Annotated in this window: 23 protein-coding genes; 12 read left to right on the top strand and 11 right to left on the bottom strand. The window is 28.4% G+C overall.

Features of this window, described 5'->3' with window-relative positions; genetic code table 11:
- Positions 1–2 precede the first annotated feature (2 nt).
- Together FDT66_RS05350 and recF are read right to left on the bottom strand one after the other, a co-directional pair.
- Positions 3–299 (bottom strand): DUF721 domain-containing protein, encoded by a 297-nt coding sequence (locus tag FDT66_RS05350; protein WP_138535119.1) that lies wholly within the window; start codon positions 297–299, stop codon positions 3–5.
- Between the two features lie 44 nt (positions 300–343).
- Positions 344–1,423, bottom strand: a complete 1,080-nt coding sequence (gene recF / locus FDT66_RS05355; RefSeq protein WP_138535120.1) for a DNA replication/repair protein RecF — start codon at positions 1,421–1,423, stop codon at positions 344–346.
- Positions 1,424–1,538: 115 nt separating this feature from the next.
- Between recF and FDT66_RS05360 the strand changes: the two genes are divergently transcribed.
- From FDT66_RS05360 to FDT66_RS05395, 8 genes are all read left to right on the top strand, one after another.
- The gene (locus FDT66_RS05360; RefSeq protein ID WP_138535270.1) at positions 1,539–2,306 is read left to right on the top strand and encodes a tetratricopeptide repeat protein; all 768 of its coding nucleotides are present in this window, start codon (positions 1,539–1,541) and stop codon (positions 2,304–2,306) included.
- Positions 2,307–2,379: 73 nt separating this feature from the next.
- A complete protein-coding gene (gene ribH / locus FDT66_RS05365) occupies positions 2,380–2,886 on the top strand; it encodes a 6,7-dimethyl-8-ribityllumazine synthase (RefSeq protein WP_138535121.1) in 507 nt (168 codons plus the stop codon).
- A 223-nt stretch (positions 2,887–3,109) separates the two neighbouring features.
- Positions 3,110–3,382 (top strand): riboflavin synthase subunit beta, encoded by a 273-nt coding sequence (locus FDT66_RS05370; protein ID WP_138535122.1) that lies wholly within the window; start codon positions 3,110–3,112, stop codon positions 3,380–3,382.
- Between the two features lie 3 nt (positions 3,383–3,385).
- The gene (gene mutL, locus FDT66_RS05375) at positions 3,386–5,200 is read left to right on the top strand and encodes a DNA mismatch repair endonuclease MutL (RefSeq protein ID WP_138535123.1); all 1,815 of its coding nucleotides are present in this window, start codon (positions 3,386–3,388) and stop codon (positions 5,198–5,200) included.
- A gap of 2 nt (positions 5,201–5,202) precedes the next feature.
- The gene (locus FDT66_RS05380) at positions 5,203–5,934 is read left to right on the top strand and encodes a rhomboid family intramembrane serine protease (protein ID WP_138535124.1); all 732 of its coding nucleotides are present in this window, start codon (positions 5,203–5,205) and stop codon (positions 5,932–5,934) included.
- Complete coding sequence (locus FDT66_RS05385) at positions 5,934–6,788, top strand: rhomboid family intramembrane serine protease (protein WP_138535125.1); 855 nt, start codon at positions 5,934–5,936, stop codon at positions 6,786–6,788. Before FDT66_RS05380 ends, FDT66_RS05385 begins: the two co-directional genes overlap by 1 nt.
- Position 6,789: 1 nt before the next feature.
- Complete coding sequence (locus tag FDT66_RS05390; RefSeq protein WP_138535126.1) at positions 6,790–7,803, top strand: endonuclease/exonuclease/phosphatase family protein; 1,014 nt, start codon at positions 6,790–6,792, stop codon at positions 7,801–7,803.
- Between the two features lie 26 nt (positions 7,804–7,829).
- The gene (locus FDT66_RS05395) at positions 7,830–8,537 is read left to right on the top strand and encodes a lycopene cyclase domain-containing protein (protein WP_138535127.1); all 708 of its coding nucleotides are present in this window, start codon (positions 7,830–7,832) and stop codon (positions 8,535–8,537) included.
- Here the strand turns inward: FDT66_RS05395 and FDT66_RS05400 are convergent.
- Positions 8,534–8,854, bottom strand: a complete 321-nt coding sequence (locus FDT66_RS05400) for an antibiotic biosynthesis monooxygenase family protein (RefSeq protein WP_138535128.1) — start codon at positions 8,852–8,854, stop codon at positions 8,534–8,536. The genes FDT66_RS05395 and FDT66_RS05400 overlap by 4 nt on opposite strands.
- Positions 8,851–9,348 carry a GNAT family N-acetyltransferase gene (locus FDT66_RS05405; protein WP_138535129.1) on the bottom strand — a complete coding sequence of 166 codons (498 nt, stop codon included), beginning with the start codon at positions 9,346–9,348 and terminating at the stop codon, positions 8,851–8,853. The genes FDT66_RS05400 and FDT66_RS05405 overlap by 4 nt, the downstream gene beginning before the upstream one ends.
- 125 nt (positions 9,349–9,473) lie before the next feature.
- On the opposite strand from FDT66_RS05405, the gene mtaB reads away from it, so the two are divergent.
- From mtaB to FDT66_RS05420, 3 genes are all read left to right on the top strand, one after another.
- Positions 9,474–10,808: a tRNA (N(6)-L-threonylcarbamoyladenosine(37)-C(2))-methylthiotransferase MtaB gene (gene mtaB / locus FDT66_RS05410; RefSeq protein WP_138535130.1), complete on the top strand. Its 1,335-nt coding sequence runs from the start codon at positions 9,474–9,476 to the stop codon at positions 10,806–10,808.
- A 64-nt stretch (positions 10,809–10,872) separates the two neighbouring features.
- Positions 10,873–11,532 carry an alpha/beta hydrolase gene (locus FDT66_RS05415; RefSeq protein ID WP_138535131.1) on the top strand — a complete coding sequence of 220 codons (660 nt, stop codon included), beginning with the start codon at positions 10,873–10,875 and terminating at the stop codon, positions 11,530–11,532.
- A gap of 45 nt (positions 11,533–11,577) precedes the next feature.
- Positions 11,578–12,504 (top strand): lytic transglycosylase domain-containing protein, encoded by a 927-nt coding sequence (locus tag FDT66_RS05420; RefSeq protein WP_138535132.1) that lies wholly within the window; start codon positions 11,578–11,580, stop codon positions 12,502–12,504.
- Here the strand turns inward: FDT66_RS05420 and FDT66_RS05425 are convergent.
- From FDT66_RS05425 to FDT66_RS05455, 7 genes are all read right to left on the bottom strand, one after another.
- Positions 12,497–12,694, bottom strand: coding sequence for a YwbE family protein (locus FDT66_RS05425; protein ID WP_171032323.1), 198 nt, complete (start codon positions 12,692–12,694; stop codon positions 12,497–12,499). The two genes, FDT66_RS05420 and FDT66_RS05425, sit on opposite strands and share 8 nt — an antisense overlap.
- 126 nt (positions 12,695–12,820) lie before the next feature.
- Positions 12,821–13,012 carry a cold-shock protein gene (locus tag FDT66_RS05430; RefSeq protein ID WP_077809452.1) on the bottom strand — a complete coding sequence of 64 codons (192 nt, stop codon included), beginning with the start codon at positions 13,010–13,012 and terminating at the stop codon, positions 12,821–12,823.
- A 117-nt stretch (positions 13,013–13,129) separates the two neighbouring features.
- On the bottom strand, positions 13,130–14,071 hold the full coding sequence (locus tag FDT66_RS05435) for an NAD(P)H-dependent flavin oxidoreductase (protein ID WP_138535133.1): 942 nt from the start codon (positions 14,069–14,071) through the stop codon (positions 13,130–13,132).
- Positions 14,071–15,738, bottom strand: coding sequence for a S8 family serine peptidase (locus tag FDT66_RS05440; protein ID WP_138535134.1), 1,668 nt, complete (start codon positions 15,736–15,738; stop codon positions 14,071–14,073). Before FDT66_RS05440 ends, FDT66_RS05435 begins: the two co-directional genes overlap by 1 nt.
- 64 nt (positions 15,739–15,802) lie before the next feature.
- The gene (gene mnmA, locus FDT66_RS05445; protein ID WP_138535135.1) at positions 15,803–16,990 is read right to left on the bottom strand and encodes a tRNA 2-thiouridine(34) synthase MnmA; all 1,188 of its coding nucleotides are present in this window, start codon (positions 16,988–16,990) and stop codon (positions 15,803–15,805) included.
- Positions 16,991–17,057: 67 nt separating this feature from the next.
- Positions 17,058–17,777: a hypothetical protein gene (locus FDT66_RS05450; RefSeq protein WP_138535136.1), complete on the bottom strand. Its 720-nt coding sequence runs from the start codon at positions 17,775–17,777 to the stop codon at positions 17,058–17,060.
- Positions 17,770–18,480, bottom strand: a complete 711-nt coding sequence (locus FDT66_RS05455; RefSeq protein ID WP_138535137.1) for a toxin-antitoxin system YwqK family antitoxin — start codon at positions 18,478–18,480, stop codon at positions 17,770–17,772. Before FDT66_RS05455 ends, FDT66_RS05450 begins: the two co-directional genes overlap by 8 nt.
- Positions 18,481–18,516: 36 nt before the next feature.
- Between FDT66_RS05455 and FDT66_RS05460 the strand changes: the two genes are divergently transcribed.
- Entirely contained in the window at positions 18,517–19,113 is a 597-nt protein-coding gene (locus FDT66_RS05460; RefSeq protein ID WP_138535138.1) for an adenylosuccinate lyase, read from the top strand.
- Positions 19,114–19,115 lie beyond the last annotated feature (2 nt).

Genomic DNA, 19,115 nt, shown 5'->3' on the forward strand with positions numbered 1-19,115 from the left:
ATCTAAACCAGCATTAATTTAGTAACAACTTCATCCCCCAATTCTTCATTAATCATTTTAATAATTTTTTCTTTACCATAGCTTAATTCTTCTCTTAACACAGATGATGTTAATTGAATTACTAAAGTCTTATTTTGTAATTTTACAGAGGTTGTATGTGTTGCAATTCCTGGTCCCATCATTTGAGTCCAAGTTTCTTCCACTTTAATTTTTTGCATTCCTTTTGTCAAATTATTTTCTTTGATAAAAGTTTTCATTAAATCTTCTATTGAAAAAGAATCATTTTCTCTTTTGGACATTTATTTAAAGTTTTGAATAATTAAATTACGATTACTTGTAAATATTACAATTTAAAAATTTGATATGGTTTGTTACTTTGCTTTACAATATTCTCAGTTCTATCAGAATGTGTATCTGTAATAAAAATCTGCCCAAATTCATCATCATTTACCAATTCTATAATTTGTAGCACTCTGTTTTCATCTAATTTATCAAATATATCATCCAAAAGCAATATCGGAACTACTTTTGATTGTTGTTTAATAAACTGAAACTGAGCTAACTTTAAAGCTATTAAATATGATTTTTGTTGACCTTGTGAACCAAATTTTTTAATTGGATAGGTTCCAATTTCAAAACTCAAATCATCTTTATGAATTCCAGAAGTTGTGTATTGCAAAATTTTATCCTTTTCTAAAGACTTTTTCATTAAACCTTGCATAGAAAAATCATGTAATTGACTTTTGTAAATTAAGTTAACACTTTCTTTGTCACCAGAAATTATTTGATATTTTTCATTAAAAATTGGTATAAATTTTTCTAAAAATTCTTTTCTAACTTGGTAAATTCTGGTACCATACTCAGCTAGTTGTTCGTCATAAACACTTAAATTTAAAGCATCAAAAGTTCTGTTGGCTGCAAAGTATTTTAACAATGCATTTCGCTGACTCAATACTTTATTATAAGAAATAAGGTCTTGTAAATACTTTTTGTTTTGTTGTGAAATTACACCATCAATAAATTTTCTTCTAGTATCACTACCTTCTGTTACCAAATCTCTATCAGCAGGCGATATTATAACCAAAGGAAGTTGCCCAATATGTTCCGAAAACTTATCATAACTTTTTCCATTTCGTTTTAAAACCTTTTTTTGCCCTTTTTTTAAGCTACAAACAATTTTTTCATTTCTATCGTTTAAAAGGTAATCTCCTTCTATCATAAAAAAAGACTCTTCGTGCTTAATATTTTGAATTGCGACAGAATTAAAATAACTTTTTGCAAAAGATAAGTAATAAATAGCATCTAAAACATTGGTTTTACCAACACCATTATCACCTACAAAACAATTTATTTTTTGTTGAAAATCAAAAGATTGCGACGTTATATTTTTAAAATTGACTAAAGAAAGTTTCTGTAAATACATGAATAATTAATGGTCTTTAAAACGAATTGCAAATTATTGAAAATTTTGCGAATTATCTCCTTTTAAAATCCAATTAAAAAAACTATTTTTGTCGCCACTAATTTTTAAGCAAACTATGGCAACATACAAGAAAAAATACAAAGCAGAAGGTAAAAAGCAGCAAAATCAAATAGATGAATCTGAATTCGAAACTGCTGGAGTATTAAACACTTTAGATGAAACTGCATCAAAATCTGAGCAATGGATAGAAAAAAATAGCAAACCGTTATTTTATTCATTAGTTGCAGTTGTTGTAATTTTCTTAGCCTACTTAGGTTATAATAAATACATTTCTGAACCAAAAGAGTTAGATGCCTCTAATGAGTTAGCATTTCCAAGAAAATACTTTGATGAAGCTGCAGTTGCAGGTTCTGGTATTGATTCTTTATTAAACTTAGGTTTAGAAGGTGCTGATGGTAAATATGGCTTTTTAGATATTGCTGACGAATATAGTGGAACTGATGCAGGAAACTTAGCAAACTATTATGCAGGTGTTTCGTATTTACAAATGAAAAATTACGAAAAAGCTATTGAATATTTAAATAAATTTAATTCTGATGATGCTTTATTAGGTCCTGTGTCTTTAGGTGCTATTGGTGATGCTTTTGCTGATATAAACCAGCCAGAACAAGCTTTAGAGTATTATGAAAAAGCGGCTAATAAAAAAGCTAACGAATTTACAACACCTCTATATTTATACAAAGCAGGACAAACTGCTATGCAATTGAAAGAATATGATAAAGCAACCTCTTTATTTACAAAAATAAAAGATAATTATCCAAATTCTGATCAAGGTAAAGATGTTGAAAAATTTATTTATGCAGCAAAATACGCTGATAAATAATATACAGTAAACAGTATTAATAAGCAGTAAACTTAGTGTAAACTGCAACTGAAAACTGAAAACAAAAAAAAATATGGCTACAACCAATTTATCATATTACGATAAAGCAACAATCCCAAATGCGAAACCTTTTCGATTTGGGATTGTTGTTTCTGAATGGAATCCTGAAATTACTGAAAATTTAAAAAAAGGTGCAATTGATACTTTGTTAAATTGTGGTACTGCAAATGAAAACATCATTTCTTGGGATGTTCCTGGAAGTTTTGAGCTAGTTTATGGATGTAAAAAAATGATTCAATCACAAAAAGTAGATGCTATTATTGCCATTGGAAATGTAATTCAAGGTGAAACTAAACATTTCGATTTTGTTTGTGAGGGAGTTACACAAGGTATTGTAGATTTGAATATAAAATACGATGTTCCTGTTATTTTTTGCGTTTTAACAGATAATACAAAGCAACAATCGTTAGATAGATCTGGTGGAAAACTAGGCAATAAAGGTATTGAATGTGCTGTTGCTGCTGTAAAAATGGCAGCTCTTAAAAATATTGATAGAAATAAAGAGCACATAGGTTTTTAAATTTATTTTCCAAGATTAAAATAAGTTTACTCTCAAAACCAAACCCTTATAAAATTCAATGCTTTTTTTACGTTTTTTTCTTTCAAAAAAACGTAAACATTTAAAATACTTTTAACATCAATCTTTGACGAATTCCTTTAAATTCTTTAAATTTGACTAGCTTTACAATTGGTATGAAAATTGATTTAAAAAAAATTAATATTCACCAATTATTTCTAAAACTATGGGATTTTTAAAACGTACAAATAAAAAATTTGATTATCAACCTCGCTATTATAAAGGAGAAGGAAATCCTTTTAAAATTGAACATAAATTAGATAAGTTTAGAAAAACAGCAGGTAAAAATAAAGGAATCAAAGGTAAATTTAATGACGCTTTTGACGATTTAAAAAATCCTGATAAAGGCGTAAACAAAACATTACTCATAATTATCGCAATTTTAGTACTTATTTTTCTATTTATTATAGATTTCGATTTATCTATTTTCATAAAATAATTAATGTCCGATATCATTCAACTTTTACCAGATCATGTTGCGAATCAAATTGCTGCAGGAGAAGTAGTTCAACGTCCAGCTTCTGTTGTAAAAGAATTGCTTGAAAATGCAATTGATGCTGGCGCTACAAATATTAAGCTACTATTAAAAGATGCTGGTAAAACGTTAATTCAAGTAATTGACAATGGTAAAGGAATGAGCGTTACAGATGCACGAATGTGCTTTGAGCGTCATGCAACATCTAAAATACAAAAGGCAGAAGATTTATTTAATTTATGCACCAAAGGTTTTCGCGGAGAAGCACTTGCTTCCATTGCTGCTATTGCTCATGTTGAGTTAAAAACAAAAGAAAAAAACCAAGAATTAGGTACTTGCTTAAAAATTGAGGGCAGCAAAGTAATTTCCCAAGATTTTATATCTACAAGTGAAGGTACAAGTTTATCTGTAAAAAATTTATTTTACAACATACCAGCTAGAAGAAATTTTTTAAAATCAGATACTGTAGAAACACGTCATATTATTGATGAATTTCAACGAGTTGCTTTAGCTCATCCAAACATTGCATTTTTACTACACCATAATAATAACGAAGTTTATCATTTAAAGGAAAGTAATTTAAGACAAAGGATTGTAGCAGTTTTTGGAACTAAAATGAATGAAAAGTTAGTTCCTATAAATGAAGTAACTGATATTGTAACCATAGAAGGTTTTGTTGCAAAACCAGAGTTTTCAAAACGAAAACGTGGCGAACAATTCTTTTTTGTGAATGATCGTTTTATAAAAAGTTCTTATTTAAATCACGCAGTTGTAAGTGCATTTGATGGTTTGTTAGAAAATGGAGCACATCCCTCCTACTTTTTATATTTAAAAGTGCCAACAAGTAGTATAGATATTAATATACATCCTACAAAAACAGAAATTAAATTTGATAATGAAAAGGCATTGTATGCTATGTTAAGAGCAACTATAAAACATAGTTTAGGGCAATACAATGTAGCACCAGTATTAGATTTTAATAGAGACGCAAATTTAGATACGCCTTATCATTTCAAATCAAATTCTAAAAGTACATCTGCTCCAAAAATTACGGTAGATCCTGATTTTAATCCTTTTAAAGAAGAACAACAGAAAGAAATTCATTTTCCTTTTAAAAGAGAAAAACAAACCCAAAGTTGGGAGTCTTTGTACACTTCTACTGCTATTTCTGATGATGAAAAACAAGAAGAACTATTTAATAATCAGCAAGAAGTAAAAACACAAAAAACATTTCAAATTCAACGTAAATATGTGTTAAGTTCTATAAAATCTGGTGTGGTTTTAATTCATCAGTCATTAGCGCATCAACGTATTTTGTACGAACAATTTTTGGAAAGTATCACCGTTAAAGAAGCCAATAGCCAACAATTATTATTTCCTGTAAAAATTTCATTTTCATCAGCAGAAATAGAAATGATTTATACCATAAAAACCGAATTAGAAAATGCAGGTTTTTCGTTTGATGAATTTACAAAAGATAGTGTTACGATAAAAGGAATACCAGTTTCGGTTACAGAAAGTAAAATAACTATTATTTTAGAAGAATTGTTAAACGATATTAATTTAGAAGTTCCAGACGCAAGTTTTAGTCATTTTGATGTGATGGCAAAATCATTTGCCAGAACATTATCCATAAAAACGGGAACATTATTAATGGAAAAAGAGCAAGATGCTTTAGTAAACGATTTATTTTCTTGCAAAGAACCAAGTATTTCTCCTTTTGGAAAAGCAACTTTTAAAACATTGACTTTACACGAAATAGATAATTTATTTAATAGTTAAATATGGGAAGACTTACAGAAGGCATCAAACATCTTATCATAATAAATGTAATTTTATTTGTAGCTCCACAATTTTTACAATTAGATTTTACAAATATTTTGGCGTTACATTTTCCTAAAAATGAACATTTTGGTGTTTGGCAATATGTTACGCATATGTTTATGCATGGTAGTTTTGCACACATTTTATTTAACATGTATGGTTTATGGGCTTTTGGAACTCCTCTAGAACAAATGTGGGGTAAAAAAAGGTTTTTATTTTTCTATTTTTCAGCAGGTATTGGAGCTGGAATTATTTATACACTTGTAAATTACTATCAATTTAATGGAATTTATGACCTTTTTGTAAATGCAGGTTTAAATCCATCTGAAATACTATCTATTTTAGAAAAAGGAAGTACAAATGATACAAGAGTAGTAAATGCAATTTCTCAAGAACAATTTAATAAAATTTCTATGCTTTATAATACTCCAGCAGTTGGAGCTTCTGGAGCAGTTTATGGAGTTTTAGTAGCATTTGGTTTGTATTTTAAAGATGCCAAATTAGCTTTGATATTTTTCCCTGTGCCAATTGCAGCAAAATACTTTATTCCAATAATGATTTTGGGTGATTTGTTTTTTGGAATGACAAATTATTCGATTGGTAACATAGCGCACTTTGCGCATGTTGGAGGTGCCTTAATAGGGTTTTTAATTGCTTATTACTGGAAAAAAAATCAATTTAAAGTAAGATAATGAGTTTTATAGATACCATAAAATACAAATACAAAACTGGTAGTATTATAGATAAACTAATCTATATAAACATTGCTGTTTTTGCTATTTCTTTATTAATAACTGTTATTAGTGGTTTGTATAAAGTAAATCAAAATTTTTTAATGGATTGGTTTTCTTTAGATGATAACGTAAATGAATTTTTAAGTAAACCTTGGTCTATTATTTCATACGGCTTTTTACATGCAGGCTTTATTCACCTAATTTTTAACATGATTACCTTATACTTTATGGGTAATTTTTTTATTCAGTATTTTACACAAAAGCAAGCGTTACAGTTTTATATTTTAGGTACTTTATTTGGAGGACTTTTTTTTATTCTTAGTCAAAATTATTTTCCACTTTTTGAAGATGAATCTTATAGCTTGGTAGGTGCTTCTGCAGGAATATCTGCAATTATTTTAGGTATTACTACATATATGCCAAATTATCAGGTAAAAATTCCATTAATTGGATATGTGAAATTGTGGCATTTAACAGCTATTTGGTTAGGTTTAGATATTGTAGGTTTAATTGGACCAAATGCTGGAGGTAGTTTTTCTCATTTAGGAGGAAGTTTATTTGGTTTCTTATATGTAAACAATGCAAGTAATAAAAAAATAGATTTTTTTGGAAATTTTTCTAAATACTTTCAAAAAAAGGAAAAACCTCTAAAAACAGTTTACAAATCAGCTAAAAAAACAACCGAAAAAAGTAAAAAAACCTCATACAATCAAGAACAAATAGATACTATTTTAGATAAAATTAGTAAATCTGGTTATGATACATTAACAAAATCAGAAAAAGAATTCTTATTTAAACAGGGTAAAAAGTAACATGAAAAACTTATCATTTTTAGACAAGATTTTCTACCTGCTAAATTCATTATTAGCAACGCTACTGCTATTGTCTTATTTACTGCCATACATTTCTCCAAACACAATGCCTATTTTAGCAGTTTTAAGTCTTTTTGTACCCATTTTAGCAATTATAAATATTTGTTTTGTAATTTATTGGTTAATTAAATTAAAAAAACAGTTTTTTCTTTCTACAGTAGTTTTATTAATTGGTTGGTTTTTTTCATCTACCTTTTACAAATTTTCCGATAAAAATTCATCATTAAATTCCGATTTAAAAGTGATGAGTTACAATGTGAAGGCATTTGATTTCTTTAACGTAAATACAGACTCTACTTCCACCAAAAATGGTTTTGATTTTATAGCAGATAAAAATCCTGATGTTTTAGCAATTCAAGAATATTATCAGTCTTCAAAAATTAAGCTTTCATATCCGTATAAATTTATTAAAACAAAAAATGATAAAGGTAAATTTGGAATGGCTATTTACTCTAAATACAAAATTATAAACTCTGGGTCTTTAAATTTAAAAAACACATCTAATAACATTATTTTTATTGATATTTTAAAAGAAACAGATACTATTAGAGTTTACAACTTCCATTTAGAATCACTTAGAATAAAACCGAACGAAGAAAATTTTGGAGAAGAAAATTCAGAAAAGTTGTTAAATCGAGTATCAACCTCTTTTAAAATGCAAACCCAACAAGCACTTCAATTTTTAGAACATGAAAAAAATTGGCATGGAAAAAGAATAATTTGTGGTGATTTTAATAACACTGCATATTCTTGGGTTTATAAAAAAATTTCAATGAATAAAAAAGATGCTTTTTTGGAAGCTGGTAAAGGTTTTGGAAAAACGTTTAATTATTGGTTTCCTATGAGAATAGATTTTATTTTGGTTGATGAAAAAGCTATTGTAAATCAATTTAAAGTTTTTTCTGAACAATATTCTGATCACTTTCCTGTTCAAGCAAAAATTAGCTGGAAATAATTACATTTGTCAAAATAAATTTTCAAATGCAAACTTATTCTTATTTTCTGCTTGGTGTTTTTTTAGCAATTCCTTGGGTACTTATTTTTTATTTTAAAAAAAACTTAAGAAGAAGAATGCTTATTGCAAGTACTATTGGAGCTCCTTTTGCTTTTATTAATTCTTGGTTTAGAATTGATTATTGGAATCCACCAGAATTGTTCTTTTTTCATATTATGTCCATTGAAGATATTCTATTTGCATTTACAACCACAGGAATTAGTGTAACAATTTTTGATGCTTTATTTACAGAAAAACAAGTTCAAACTGAAAAGCCTAGAACTACACTATCTTATATTTTTATACCTTTTATAATTCTTAGTTTCTTTTTTCTTCATAACTATTTAGGTATAAATAGTATGTTCATGTGGGCAATACCTATGATTTTTTTAGCTATAGTTGTAGTAATTATGAGAAATGATTTATTTATTCCTTCCTTGTTTTCTGCGATTCTTTCAATGCTAATTGCGATTCCTATTTACATAATTCTATTTAATTATATTTCTCCAAATTATTGGGATAAATATTGGTATTTAAATGGAACTGCATATGATACCTCAATTTTAGGTAATGTACCGTTAATGGAGTTATTGTGGTATTTTTCTTGGGGTTGTTTCTCAGGTGTTATGTATGATTTTGCAAGAGGAACAAAAAAAATTCCTAACAAATTATGGAAAAAAATAACTAATATTTAGTTCTTTTCAAACCCATACTCACGTTCTACTTTACAAATACGGAGTTGGTATTTTTTGTACCATTTTTCTCTCCCTAAATTTCTAGCTTCAACATGTTCTATATTATTTTTCCAAGCAGAAATATCTTCTAAAGTCTGCCAGTATGAAACGGTTATTCCTATTTCATTTCTTGCAGATTCTATGCCTAAATACCCTTTTTGTTGTTTTGCTAATTCTTCCATTCTATTTGCTTCTTCTATATATCCTGAAATATCATCAGCTAAAACTGTGGAAAAAATTACGGCATAATAAGGTGGAGTTAATTGATCTTCAATCATAAAAAAAGTTCGTATTTTGTTTCTGGCATTTGCATATTTTCACTTATAAAATGCTTCACTACTTTAAAATTTAGTCGTTTTAATATTTTAGCAGATGCAATATTTTCATCTACAACATATCCTACGAGTTTAGGTATTCCTAACTGTTTACAATATGCAATTAAACCATTACATAACTCAGTAGCAAATCCATTTTTCCAATATGCTTCTATAAAACGATAGCCTATTTCGTCATCTATTCCATCTTTTACCAAAGCTACAGTTCCTATAAAATTATTATTTTCTTTTAAAACTACTGCGTAAATCCAAAAATTGTTGTAAGGTAATTGATACCTTCGAATTAAATCTTTTAATTCATTTTTGTTTTCTTTAAAATTTTTAACGTTTCCTGTGGCAAATTTTAAAACATTTGGATTGCTTTCTAAAGAATGAAAACCTTTTAAATCATTAATATGCAATTTTCTAATAAGTAGTCTTTCTGTTTCAAAAATCATGAATAAAATCGTATTTTTGCACCATACAAACTGCTTTAAAAACAGCCTTGTAAAATTACTATTTGACTATAAAAATAAGTAACTTATTTTAAGTTTCTATTATTTAGTTATTTAATTAAAAAAGAATGAACACAGATAAAAAAGTTGCTTTTTATACTTTAGGATGCAAACTAAACTTTTCAGAAACGTCTACAATTGCAAGAAACTTTGTTAACGAAGGTTTTAAACGTGTAGATTTTGATACAAAAGCAGATGTGTACGTGATAAATACTTGTTCAGTTACAGATAATGCAGACAAACGTTTTAAATCCATCGTAAAAAATGCCCTAAAGAAAAATGAAAATGCTTTTTTAATTGCTGTAGGTTGTTACGCACAACTAAAACCAGAGGAATTAGCAAATGTAGATGGTGTTGATTTAGTGTTAGGAGCAACAGAAAAATTTAATGTAACTAGTTACATAAACGATTTGACCAAAAATAATGTTGGAGAAGTCCATTCTTGCGAAATTTCTGATGCCGATTTTTATGTAGGCTCCTACTCTATTGGTGATAGAACTAGAGCTTTTTTAAAAGTACAAGATGGTTGTGACTATAAATGTACCTACTGCACAATACCTTTAGCGAGAGGAATTTCTAGAAGTGATACTTTAAGTAATGTGATTGAAAATGCCAAAGAAATATCTTCCAAAGGAATAAAAGAAATTGTATTAACAGGAGTAAATATTGGCGATTATGGTAAGGGTGAATTTGGCAACAAAAAACACGAACATACATTTTTAGAATTGGTTAAAGAATTAGATCAAGTAGATGGTATTCATCGTTTGCGAATATCTTCTATCGAACCAAATTTATTAAAAGATGAAACCATTGATTTTGTTTCTAAATCAAACTCTTTTGTTCCTCATTTTCATATTCCATTACAATCTGGGAGTGACGAGTTGCTAAAAAAAATGAAACGTAGATATCTTAAAAACACCTATACAAATAGAGTTAATAAGATTAAAGAAGTGATGCCAAATGCGTGTATTGGTGTAGATGTAATTGTTGGTTTTCCTGGTGAAACTGATGACCTTTTTCTAGAAACTTATAATTATTTAAACGATTTAGACATTTCTTATTTACATGTTTTTACATATTCTGAAAGACCAAACACAGAGGCTGTAAATATGGATGGAGTTGTACCTAAAAAAGTGCGAGCTAAACGTAGTAAAATGTTACGCGGTTTGTCTGCTAAAAAAAGACGTGCTTTTTATGAAAAACAAATAGGAAATACTCTAACTGTTTTATTCGAAAATGAAAATAAAGAAGGTTACATTCATGGTTTTACAGAAAATTACGTAAAAGTAAAAACACCTTGGAATCCAGATTTGGCAAACACTTTGCATACAATTAAACTTACAGAAATTGATGATGATGGCTTAGTAAGATGTAGTTTTGAAAATGTAAAAGAATATATTTAAACAAAAAATTATAACTAGCTCTTTATAAACAATTATTAAGAGCAACTATTTAAACTCTTTTTAGATGAAAAAAATTCCTATTTATTTTGTACCAGGACTTGCTGCAGGACCAGAAATTTTTGAACATTTAGAGTTAGATCCAGAAAAATATAGTTTTCATTATTTAAAATGGATAAGACCTTTAGCACTTGAAGAAGATATAGATAATTATGCATGTAGAATGAGTGATGAAGTAAAAGAAAAAAACCCTGTTTTAGTTGGAGTTTCTTTTGGAGGAATTATGGTGCAAGAAATGGCAAAGTTTGTAAATCCAAGAAAAGTAATTATAATTTCTAGTGTAAAAAATCAAGAAGAACTTCCAAAAAAATTTAAACTAGCAAAATTCACTAAAGTTTATAAGTTTTTTCCAACAAAAGTAATTTCAAACTTTGAGGAATATGCACAATATTTTTTAGGAAAATCTTTAAAGAAAAAAGCCGAAATTTATAAGAAATATTTGTCTGTAAGAGGTGAAAAATATTTAAAATGGTCTATTTACAATGTTTTAAAATGGAAGCAAATAAATCCTGTTAAAAACATTGTTCATATACATGGTACAAAAGACAATGTTTTCCCTTTAAAACATATTAAAGATGCTATTGAAATAAAGGGAGGAACTCATATTATGATTTTAACAAAAGCTAAAAAAATATCAAAAATAATTGATGAAGTTTTAACTTGTTAAACCAAAGGCAATTTCATACTTTTATACTACAAAATTGTATATTTTATGAAATCTTCACAGCGCATATTATCTCTTTTAAGTATCACCATCATAACTGCCGTTTTTTTTAACGCAATACAAAAACCAGATTCAACTATTGCAAAAAATTCTGAACCAGATCCAGAAACTCAAACACATAAAACTTACAAAATAAAAGCTTTAGAGCTTCCAGAAAACTTAAACCTTGCAGGAGAAAGAGTTCCAATTGAAATTCCAGATGTTAGAGAAAGAATGGAAAGAGAATTGCTCGTAAATACTTACTGGCAATCTAATGGGTTACTACTTATAAAAAGAGCTAATAAATACTTTCCTATTTTAGAACCCCTATTAAAAAAATATGGTTTACCAGACGATTTTAAATTTTTAGCTTTAGCTGAAAGTGGTTTTATAGATGAAACATCATCTGCAGGAGCAGCAGGAATGTGGCATTTTATGAGAACTACTGGAAGAGAGTATGGTTTAGAAATTAATGATAATGTAGATGAGCGTTATCACATTGAAAAATCTACAAAAGTTGCTGCAGAATATTTGATAAAATCAAAGGACCGTTTTAACTCTTGGACTTTGGCTGCTGCTGCTTATAATGCTGGTAATTACGGAATTTCTAAACGTTTAGAGACTCAAGAAGTAAATAATTATTACGATGCGCTTTTACCTGATGAGACTGAAAGATATGTGTTTAGAATTTTAGCTCTAAAAGAAATTATTTCTAACCCAAAAAAATATGGTTTCGTTTTTGATGAAAAAGATTTATATACTTTAGAAAAAACAAGAATTATTAAGGTAGATACTGTAATTTCAAACATTACAAATTTTGCTAAAAAATTTGGGATGAACTACAAAGAGTTTAAAATTCATAATCCTTGGTTAAGAGAAAACAAACTTAACAACGCTAGTAGAAAAATGTACGAGATTAAAATACCAGTTAAGTAATTATATTTTTTACTCTGCCTACTAAACCAGATTCTAATTGTACTTTAATTCCGTAAGGATGATTTGGCGATTTTGTAAGAATTTTAGAAACCCTTCCTTCAGTTAACTCACCAGAAGCTTGATGCGGTTTTTGTACAATTTCTACAAACAGACCTACTTTTATATTTTTCCTTTGCCTTCCGTCAATCATATTTTCAATTTTTTAATTTTGCGAAAGTAACTATTTTATGATAGTTTTTAAAAACAGAGTAATAAAAAAAGCCTATCAAATTTTGATAGGCTTTTAGATAAAAAATTAACTAGTAATAATATATAATTATATAACTCTTACGTTTACTGCGTTTAATCCTTTTCTTCCATCTTGTAAGTCGAATTCAACTTCATCGTTTTCACGAATCTCGTCAACTAATCCTGACACATGTACAAAATGTTCTTTGTTTGTTCCTTCTTCAGTGATGAATCCGAATCCTTTAGATTCATTGAAAAATTTTACGGTACCTTTATTCATTATAATAAAATTAAATATGTTGTTTGTTTAATTACGAACAACGTTTATTGAATTGCAAATATAATACCAAAAATTTTAACTAAATACAAATAATAATTTTATTTTAGTTAAATTTAGTTAAATGTGATGAATAAAGGCTTTCACAGCATTAAACTCTTCAATAATATCATTTAAAACCGCTTTTGCAGGCTTAATTTCGTGTATTATGCCAGCAATTTGACCAATTTCCAGCTCACCATCGTCTAAATTACCTTCAAACATTCCTCTTTTTGCACGAGCTCTTCCTAATAATTCAATTAACTGTTCTTTTGTTGGATTTTGCTGATAGAGTTCTTGAATTTCATTATAAAATTTATTTTTTACCAAACGTACAGGAGCCAATTCTTTTAAAGTCACTTGCGTATCACCATCTTTTACCTCTAATATCGTTTTTTTAAAATTATCATGTGCTGAAGATTCTTTTGTTGCAGCAAACCTGCTACCTATTTGTACACCATCTGCTCCTAAAACCATTGCCGCCAACATTCCACGTCCAGAACCAATACCACCAGCTGCAATTACAGGAATTTTTAACTGTTCTTTTACCATTGGTATTAACGCAAATGTGGTTGTTTCTTCCCTTCCATTATGTCCGCCAGCTTCAAAACCTTCGCATACAACAGCATCTACACCTGATAATTCTGCCTTTAAAGCAAACTTTACAGAGCTCACTACATGAACAACTTTAATTCCTTTTTCTTTTAAAAAAGAAGTCCATGTTTTTGGATTTCCTGCAGAAGTAAAAACAATTTTTACACCTTCTTCTACAATAATTTCCATAATTTTTTCAATATCTGGATATAACATTGGCACATTTACTCCAAAAGGTTTGTCTGTTACTTTCTTACATTTTTGAATGTGTTCTCGTAAAACTTCTGGATACATAGAGCCTGCACCAATTAAGCCTAAACCACCAGCATTGGAAACAGCTGAAGCTAATCGCCAACCAGAAACCCAAATCATACCACCTTGTACGATTGGATATTTTATATTGAATAAATGAGTGATTTTATTTTGCATTACTGCTTTATTATTTTTAATGTTTTTCGTGTTTTGCCTTTTGATATTTTTAATATATACAACCCTTTTTTTAAATTAGATATATCAATAATATTATTATCTATGTTTTTGAATTGATTAATTTCTTTACCTAAAACATCATATAGTGCTAATTTATAAGATTCCAAATCTCCAACATAACCTTCAATTTTAAAATTTGTTGAAGTAGGGTTTGGACTAATTTTTAAATTGTTTAAAAAATTTTCTTCAACAGAAAAAACTGAGCCATAATAATTAAATGCTACTTCAAAATCAGGTATTCCATAACCATGCTGATCTGTTGGATTATTATATCTATCAGCCGATTTATAGATAGCTTCTTTTAAATAATCATTTAGATTTTTTGTAGTTGCAGATTTTAACACGAAAAAAACTTCACTATCATTTAAACATGCAATTAAACCAGCCATAATTGGCGATGAAAATGAGGTTCCGCTATAAGCAACAATATTACCATCATTGTGGTGTATTACTGAAGAAGCTGTGCCTTGCGCTAAAATTTCTGGTTTTATTCTGCCATCGTAACTAGGTCCAAAAGAACTAAATGAAGAAATATTTTTATTTACATCTACAGCACCTACAGTAATTATAGAAGGTGCATCAGCTGGAGCTGTAATAAATTTCCAAGAATCGTTACCAGAATTTCCTGCTGAATTAACTACTAGCATTCCTTTATTGGCGGCTATTTCTGCTCCTCTTGAGATAAAAGTAGTTTTACCATCCATATCTGCATAAGTATAATTATGCTTTGGATTGTCGAAAGTAGAATAACCTAAAGATGTATTTATTACGTCTACACCTAAACTATCTGCTTTTTCTGCAGCTTCTACCCACAAAGTTTCCTCTAAAACAGTTTCTGTTTCTGCAATTTCAGAAATAAATAAGTAAAATTTTGCATCTGGTGCAGTTCCTATGAATTGATTTTCTAAATAGCCTCCAATGGTAGATAAAACATTAGTCCCATGATTGTGCCTTGTGTAAAAATTTGTATTTCTATCTGCAAAATTATAACCTCCTAAAATTTGATTGTTATCTCTTAATCTTTTAAATGCTTGCAAGGTATTTACATTAGGAAAGCCTGCATCAATAACTGCTATTATTTGATTTTCACCTGTTAAACCTGCTTGATGTAAATAATCTCCTTTGAGCATTTTAATCTGATTTTCTGCAGCTCCATAATTTAAATTTTCTTGAGTATTCTTAAATTTATTTTGATGATTTACAGTGTTTTTTTTTCCTATTATTTTACTACCAGTATTTAAAGTTTTATCTGCAAACTCAATTATTTGTATGAAATTAAAGTTAGTTTGTAGTCCATTAATAGCTGTTTGTGTTCCTTGTATGTGAATAGCATTTAACCATTTCGATTTTCCTAAAATAGTAATAGTAGTTTCATTTTTAAGCTGGTTGTAATAATTTTCATCAATAGGAACATCTGTTATATCTAAATTTATATTTAATTTATTTCTTCTATCAATAGCTCTTTGAGATAGCATTCTTGTTGGATTCTCTATATAATCACTAGCATTGGGTTTGTCTTTTAAAAACAACCAAGCATCTTCATTAGTTTCTTGACTAAAAGAGTGTATAGAAAATACTATAAAAAAGAAAATTGCTATTTTTTTCATTTTACTAAATTACTACTTTTAGAATTTAGATGTTGTTTTACATTCTGGGTTCAAAAAAAAATTACTAAGAAATAACACCAGAACCTAATAACTCTTCTTTACTGTACCAAGCTACGAATTGGCCTTCTTGTATGGCAGATTGTTTGTTTTCAAAAGCAACGTACAAACCACTTTCTACTTTATATAATGTTGCTTTTTCTAAAGGTTGCCTGTATCTAATTCTGGCTTCTACTTGCATGGTTTCACCAGTATTTAAAGTTAAATCTTCACGTATCCAGTGAATTTCTTCATTAGAAACAAAAAGAACATTTCTGTACAAACCTGGGTGATTTTTACCTTCTCCAGTATAAATTGTGTTGGTATTTACATCGGTTTCAATCACATACAATGCTTCTTTTGTTCCACCAACATTTAAACCTTTACGTTGTCCTTTTGTAAAATAATGTGCACCTTGATGTTTTCCAACATTTTTTCCATCTTCTTCTTTATAAGAAAATTTTGTTGCTAAATATTGTAACTCTTCTTCTTTTGAAGAAAAAGCAGGTACTTGTTTTGTATATTGATTATTATCTGTTGGAATTACAACGATGTTACCTTCCTTTGGCTGCAATTTTTGTTGTAAAAACTCTGGTAAACGAACTTTACCTATAAAACATAAACCTTGTGAATCTTTCTTTTCTGCTGTAATTAAATCAGCTTCCTTTGCGATTTCTCTAACTTCTGGTTTTGTTAATTCGCCAATAGGAAACAATGCTTTTGCCAATTGTTCTTGCGAAAGCTGACATAAAAAATAAGATTGATCTTTATTATTGTCTTTTCCTGCTAATAATTTATAAACTGGTTTTCCGTCAATAATTTCTTCGGCTTTTCTACAATAATGACCAGTTGCCACATAATCTGCGCCTAATTTTAAGGCAATATCCATAAAAACGTCGAACTTAATTTCTCGATTGCAAAGTACATCTGGGTTTGGCGTTCTTCCTTTTTCATATTCCGCAAACATATAATCTACAATACGTTCTTTGTATTGTTCACTTAAATCTACTACTTGAAAAGGAATTCCTAACTTTTCAGCAACAATCATAGCATCATTACTGTCTTCTAACCAAGGACATTCATTGGAAATTGTTACGGAATCGTCATGCCAATTTTTCATAAAAAGTCCAATAACTTCAAAGCCTTGTTCTTTTAATAAATGTGCAGTAACACTAGAATCTACACCACCAGAAAGACCTACAACTACTCGTTTCATTCTTATTTTTTGAGGGTGCAAAGATACACTTTTGAATGCGATTTAGAAATTGATAATATTGATATATCTATTTTAAAAATTGATATATTCTTTTTAATTCTAATTTTGTTTTTTGATCTGTTGATTTTAAGATTAGCTTATTTTTCTCTATTAAAAATTGATAGAATTGAAATTGAGGTTTATCTCCATAATTTACCATTTGAATTTCTGGTTTGTGACCATGAACTTTATAAACTCCGTAAATTTTTCCTTGAGGATAATTTTCTAGAACATAGGTATTATCCCATCTTAAAAATAAGGTTGCATTATCATCTGGATTTAAAGTAGATGTTACATTTTTATCATCAATAGAAATCGTTTCAATTTTCCATAACCCCATTAATCTATTTCCTTCTGATTTTGGAATTACCTCTGTTCTCTCTAAAAGAACACTTACATTTTCTCCTTCTTCTGTTCTGTTCCAAATCATGTTACCATTTTCAAAATTTACAGTAAAAGGTTCTGATTTATCTAATAATCCATTTGTGTTTTTTACAATTAATTGATTGTTTTTATTTAAACTCCAGCTACCTTCAGAATGTTGTAACCAGCCATTTCCTGAGGTTTGTGTAGAATCTTTATTAAAACGCACCCATCTTGCTATGGGTGTCATTTGATTATCACCCATTGTTACTTTTTTAATAATCCAAAGTCCATTTATAGAATCTTCTTTTTGTTCTTGTTTTTTTTGGCAAGAATAAACAAATATTGATATTAAAATTAAAAGTACAATTCTTGAGTTATTCATTTTTTTTATATTTTTTGCTTTTTTCAACTTCTTTTTTATCAGCTACTTCTCCATCTAAATAAAACTCCCACTTACCTACTCTTTTTCCATCTTTATAAGTTCCAGTTTCTTTTAAATTACCATTAAGCTCAAAGTATTTTGCTACACCATTTTCTTTACCAAATTTAAACTCAACCTCTTCAATTAAAGTTCCATTACTTGCGTATTTACTTCTAACACCGTGCAATAAACCGTTTTTATATATAGCAAATTCCGTAACTTGTCCATCAGGATAATATACTAATTGCTCTCCATGAAGTTCACCTTGATTATTGTAATTTTCTTCAGACATTAAAGTACCATCTGGATAAAAATATTTCCAGTTTCCTACTCGTGCTCTTTTGTTTAAAACGCCTTCTGTTTTAATTTTTCCTTTTAGGGTATAAAATTGAACAAACAACGAATCTGAATCTTCAAAAAAAGTTTTAACAATTATTGGGTGATCTGAATTCGTAATATCATAAAATTTAAAAACACCAACTTCTTTACCATTTTCAAACTGTCCTGTATAACGAATTCTTTTATTTGGATAATATTTTTTCCAAACTCCAGTTCGTTTTTTATTTTCATTAAATTGATTTATTTTTTGTGCGTTGCAATTTTCACTCGTAAAATAACAAGTAAAAAAAGCGAAAACAAAAAACAGTCTTTTTATATTTATCATTTCAAATATAATTTTTTATACAAATATACATTAATAGTGCCAAAATCTAACTTACTTTACATTACAGAGCAACTTCATGAGATGCAGAATGCTGGAAAAGAGAACAGAGAAAAAGTTGCAAATATTGTACTAAACAACCAAAGTTTATTTAAAAAATTGGTTTCAATAACGTTTAACATTAATGAAAAAGTATCAATTAAAGCTGCATGGATATTAGAATGGATTTGTACACACCATCAGTTAAATTGGATGATACCTCATTTAGATGAATTTACTCAAAAAATTAATACTTTAAAATTTGACAGTGCAATTAGACCTTGTGCTAAAATTTGCGAACATTTAGCAACTGCTTATTACGCAAAAACTGATAATGACATCAAAAAAAACCTAACAACAAATCATATAAATGCCATTGTAGAAACAGGTTTTGATTGGTTAATTACACCTCAAAAAATTGCAGTTAGGGCTTATACTATGAATACTTTGTATCTTTTTGGTTTGGAAATAGATTGGATTCATCCAGAATTAAAACATTTAATTGAAACAAAAATTATTCACGAAAGCAAAGGAACAAAAGCACGTGGAAAATTTATTATAAACTTGATCGAAAAACATCAAAAATCACTTAAATAAGT

This window comes from Polaribacter aestuariivivens (assembly GCF_005885675.1).
Taxonomy (GTDB): Bacteria; Bacteroidota; Bacteroidia; order Flavobacteriales; family Flavobacteriaceae; genus Polaribacter; species Polaribacter aestuariivivens.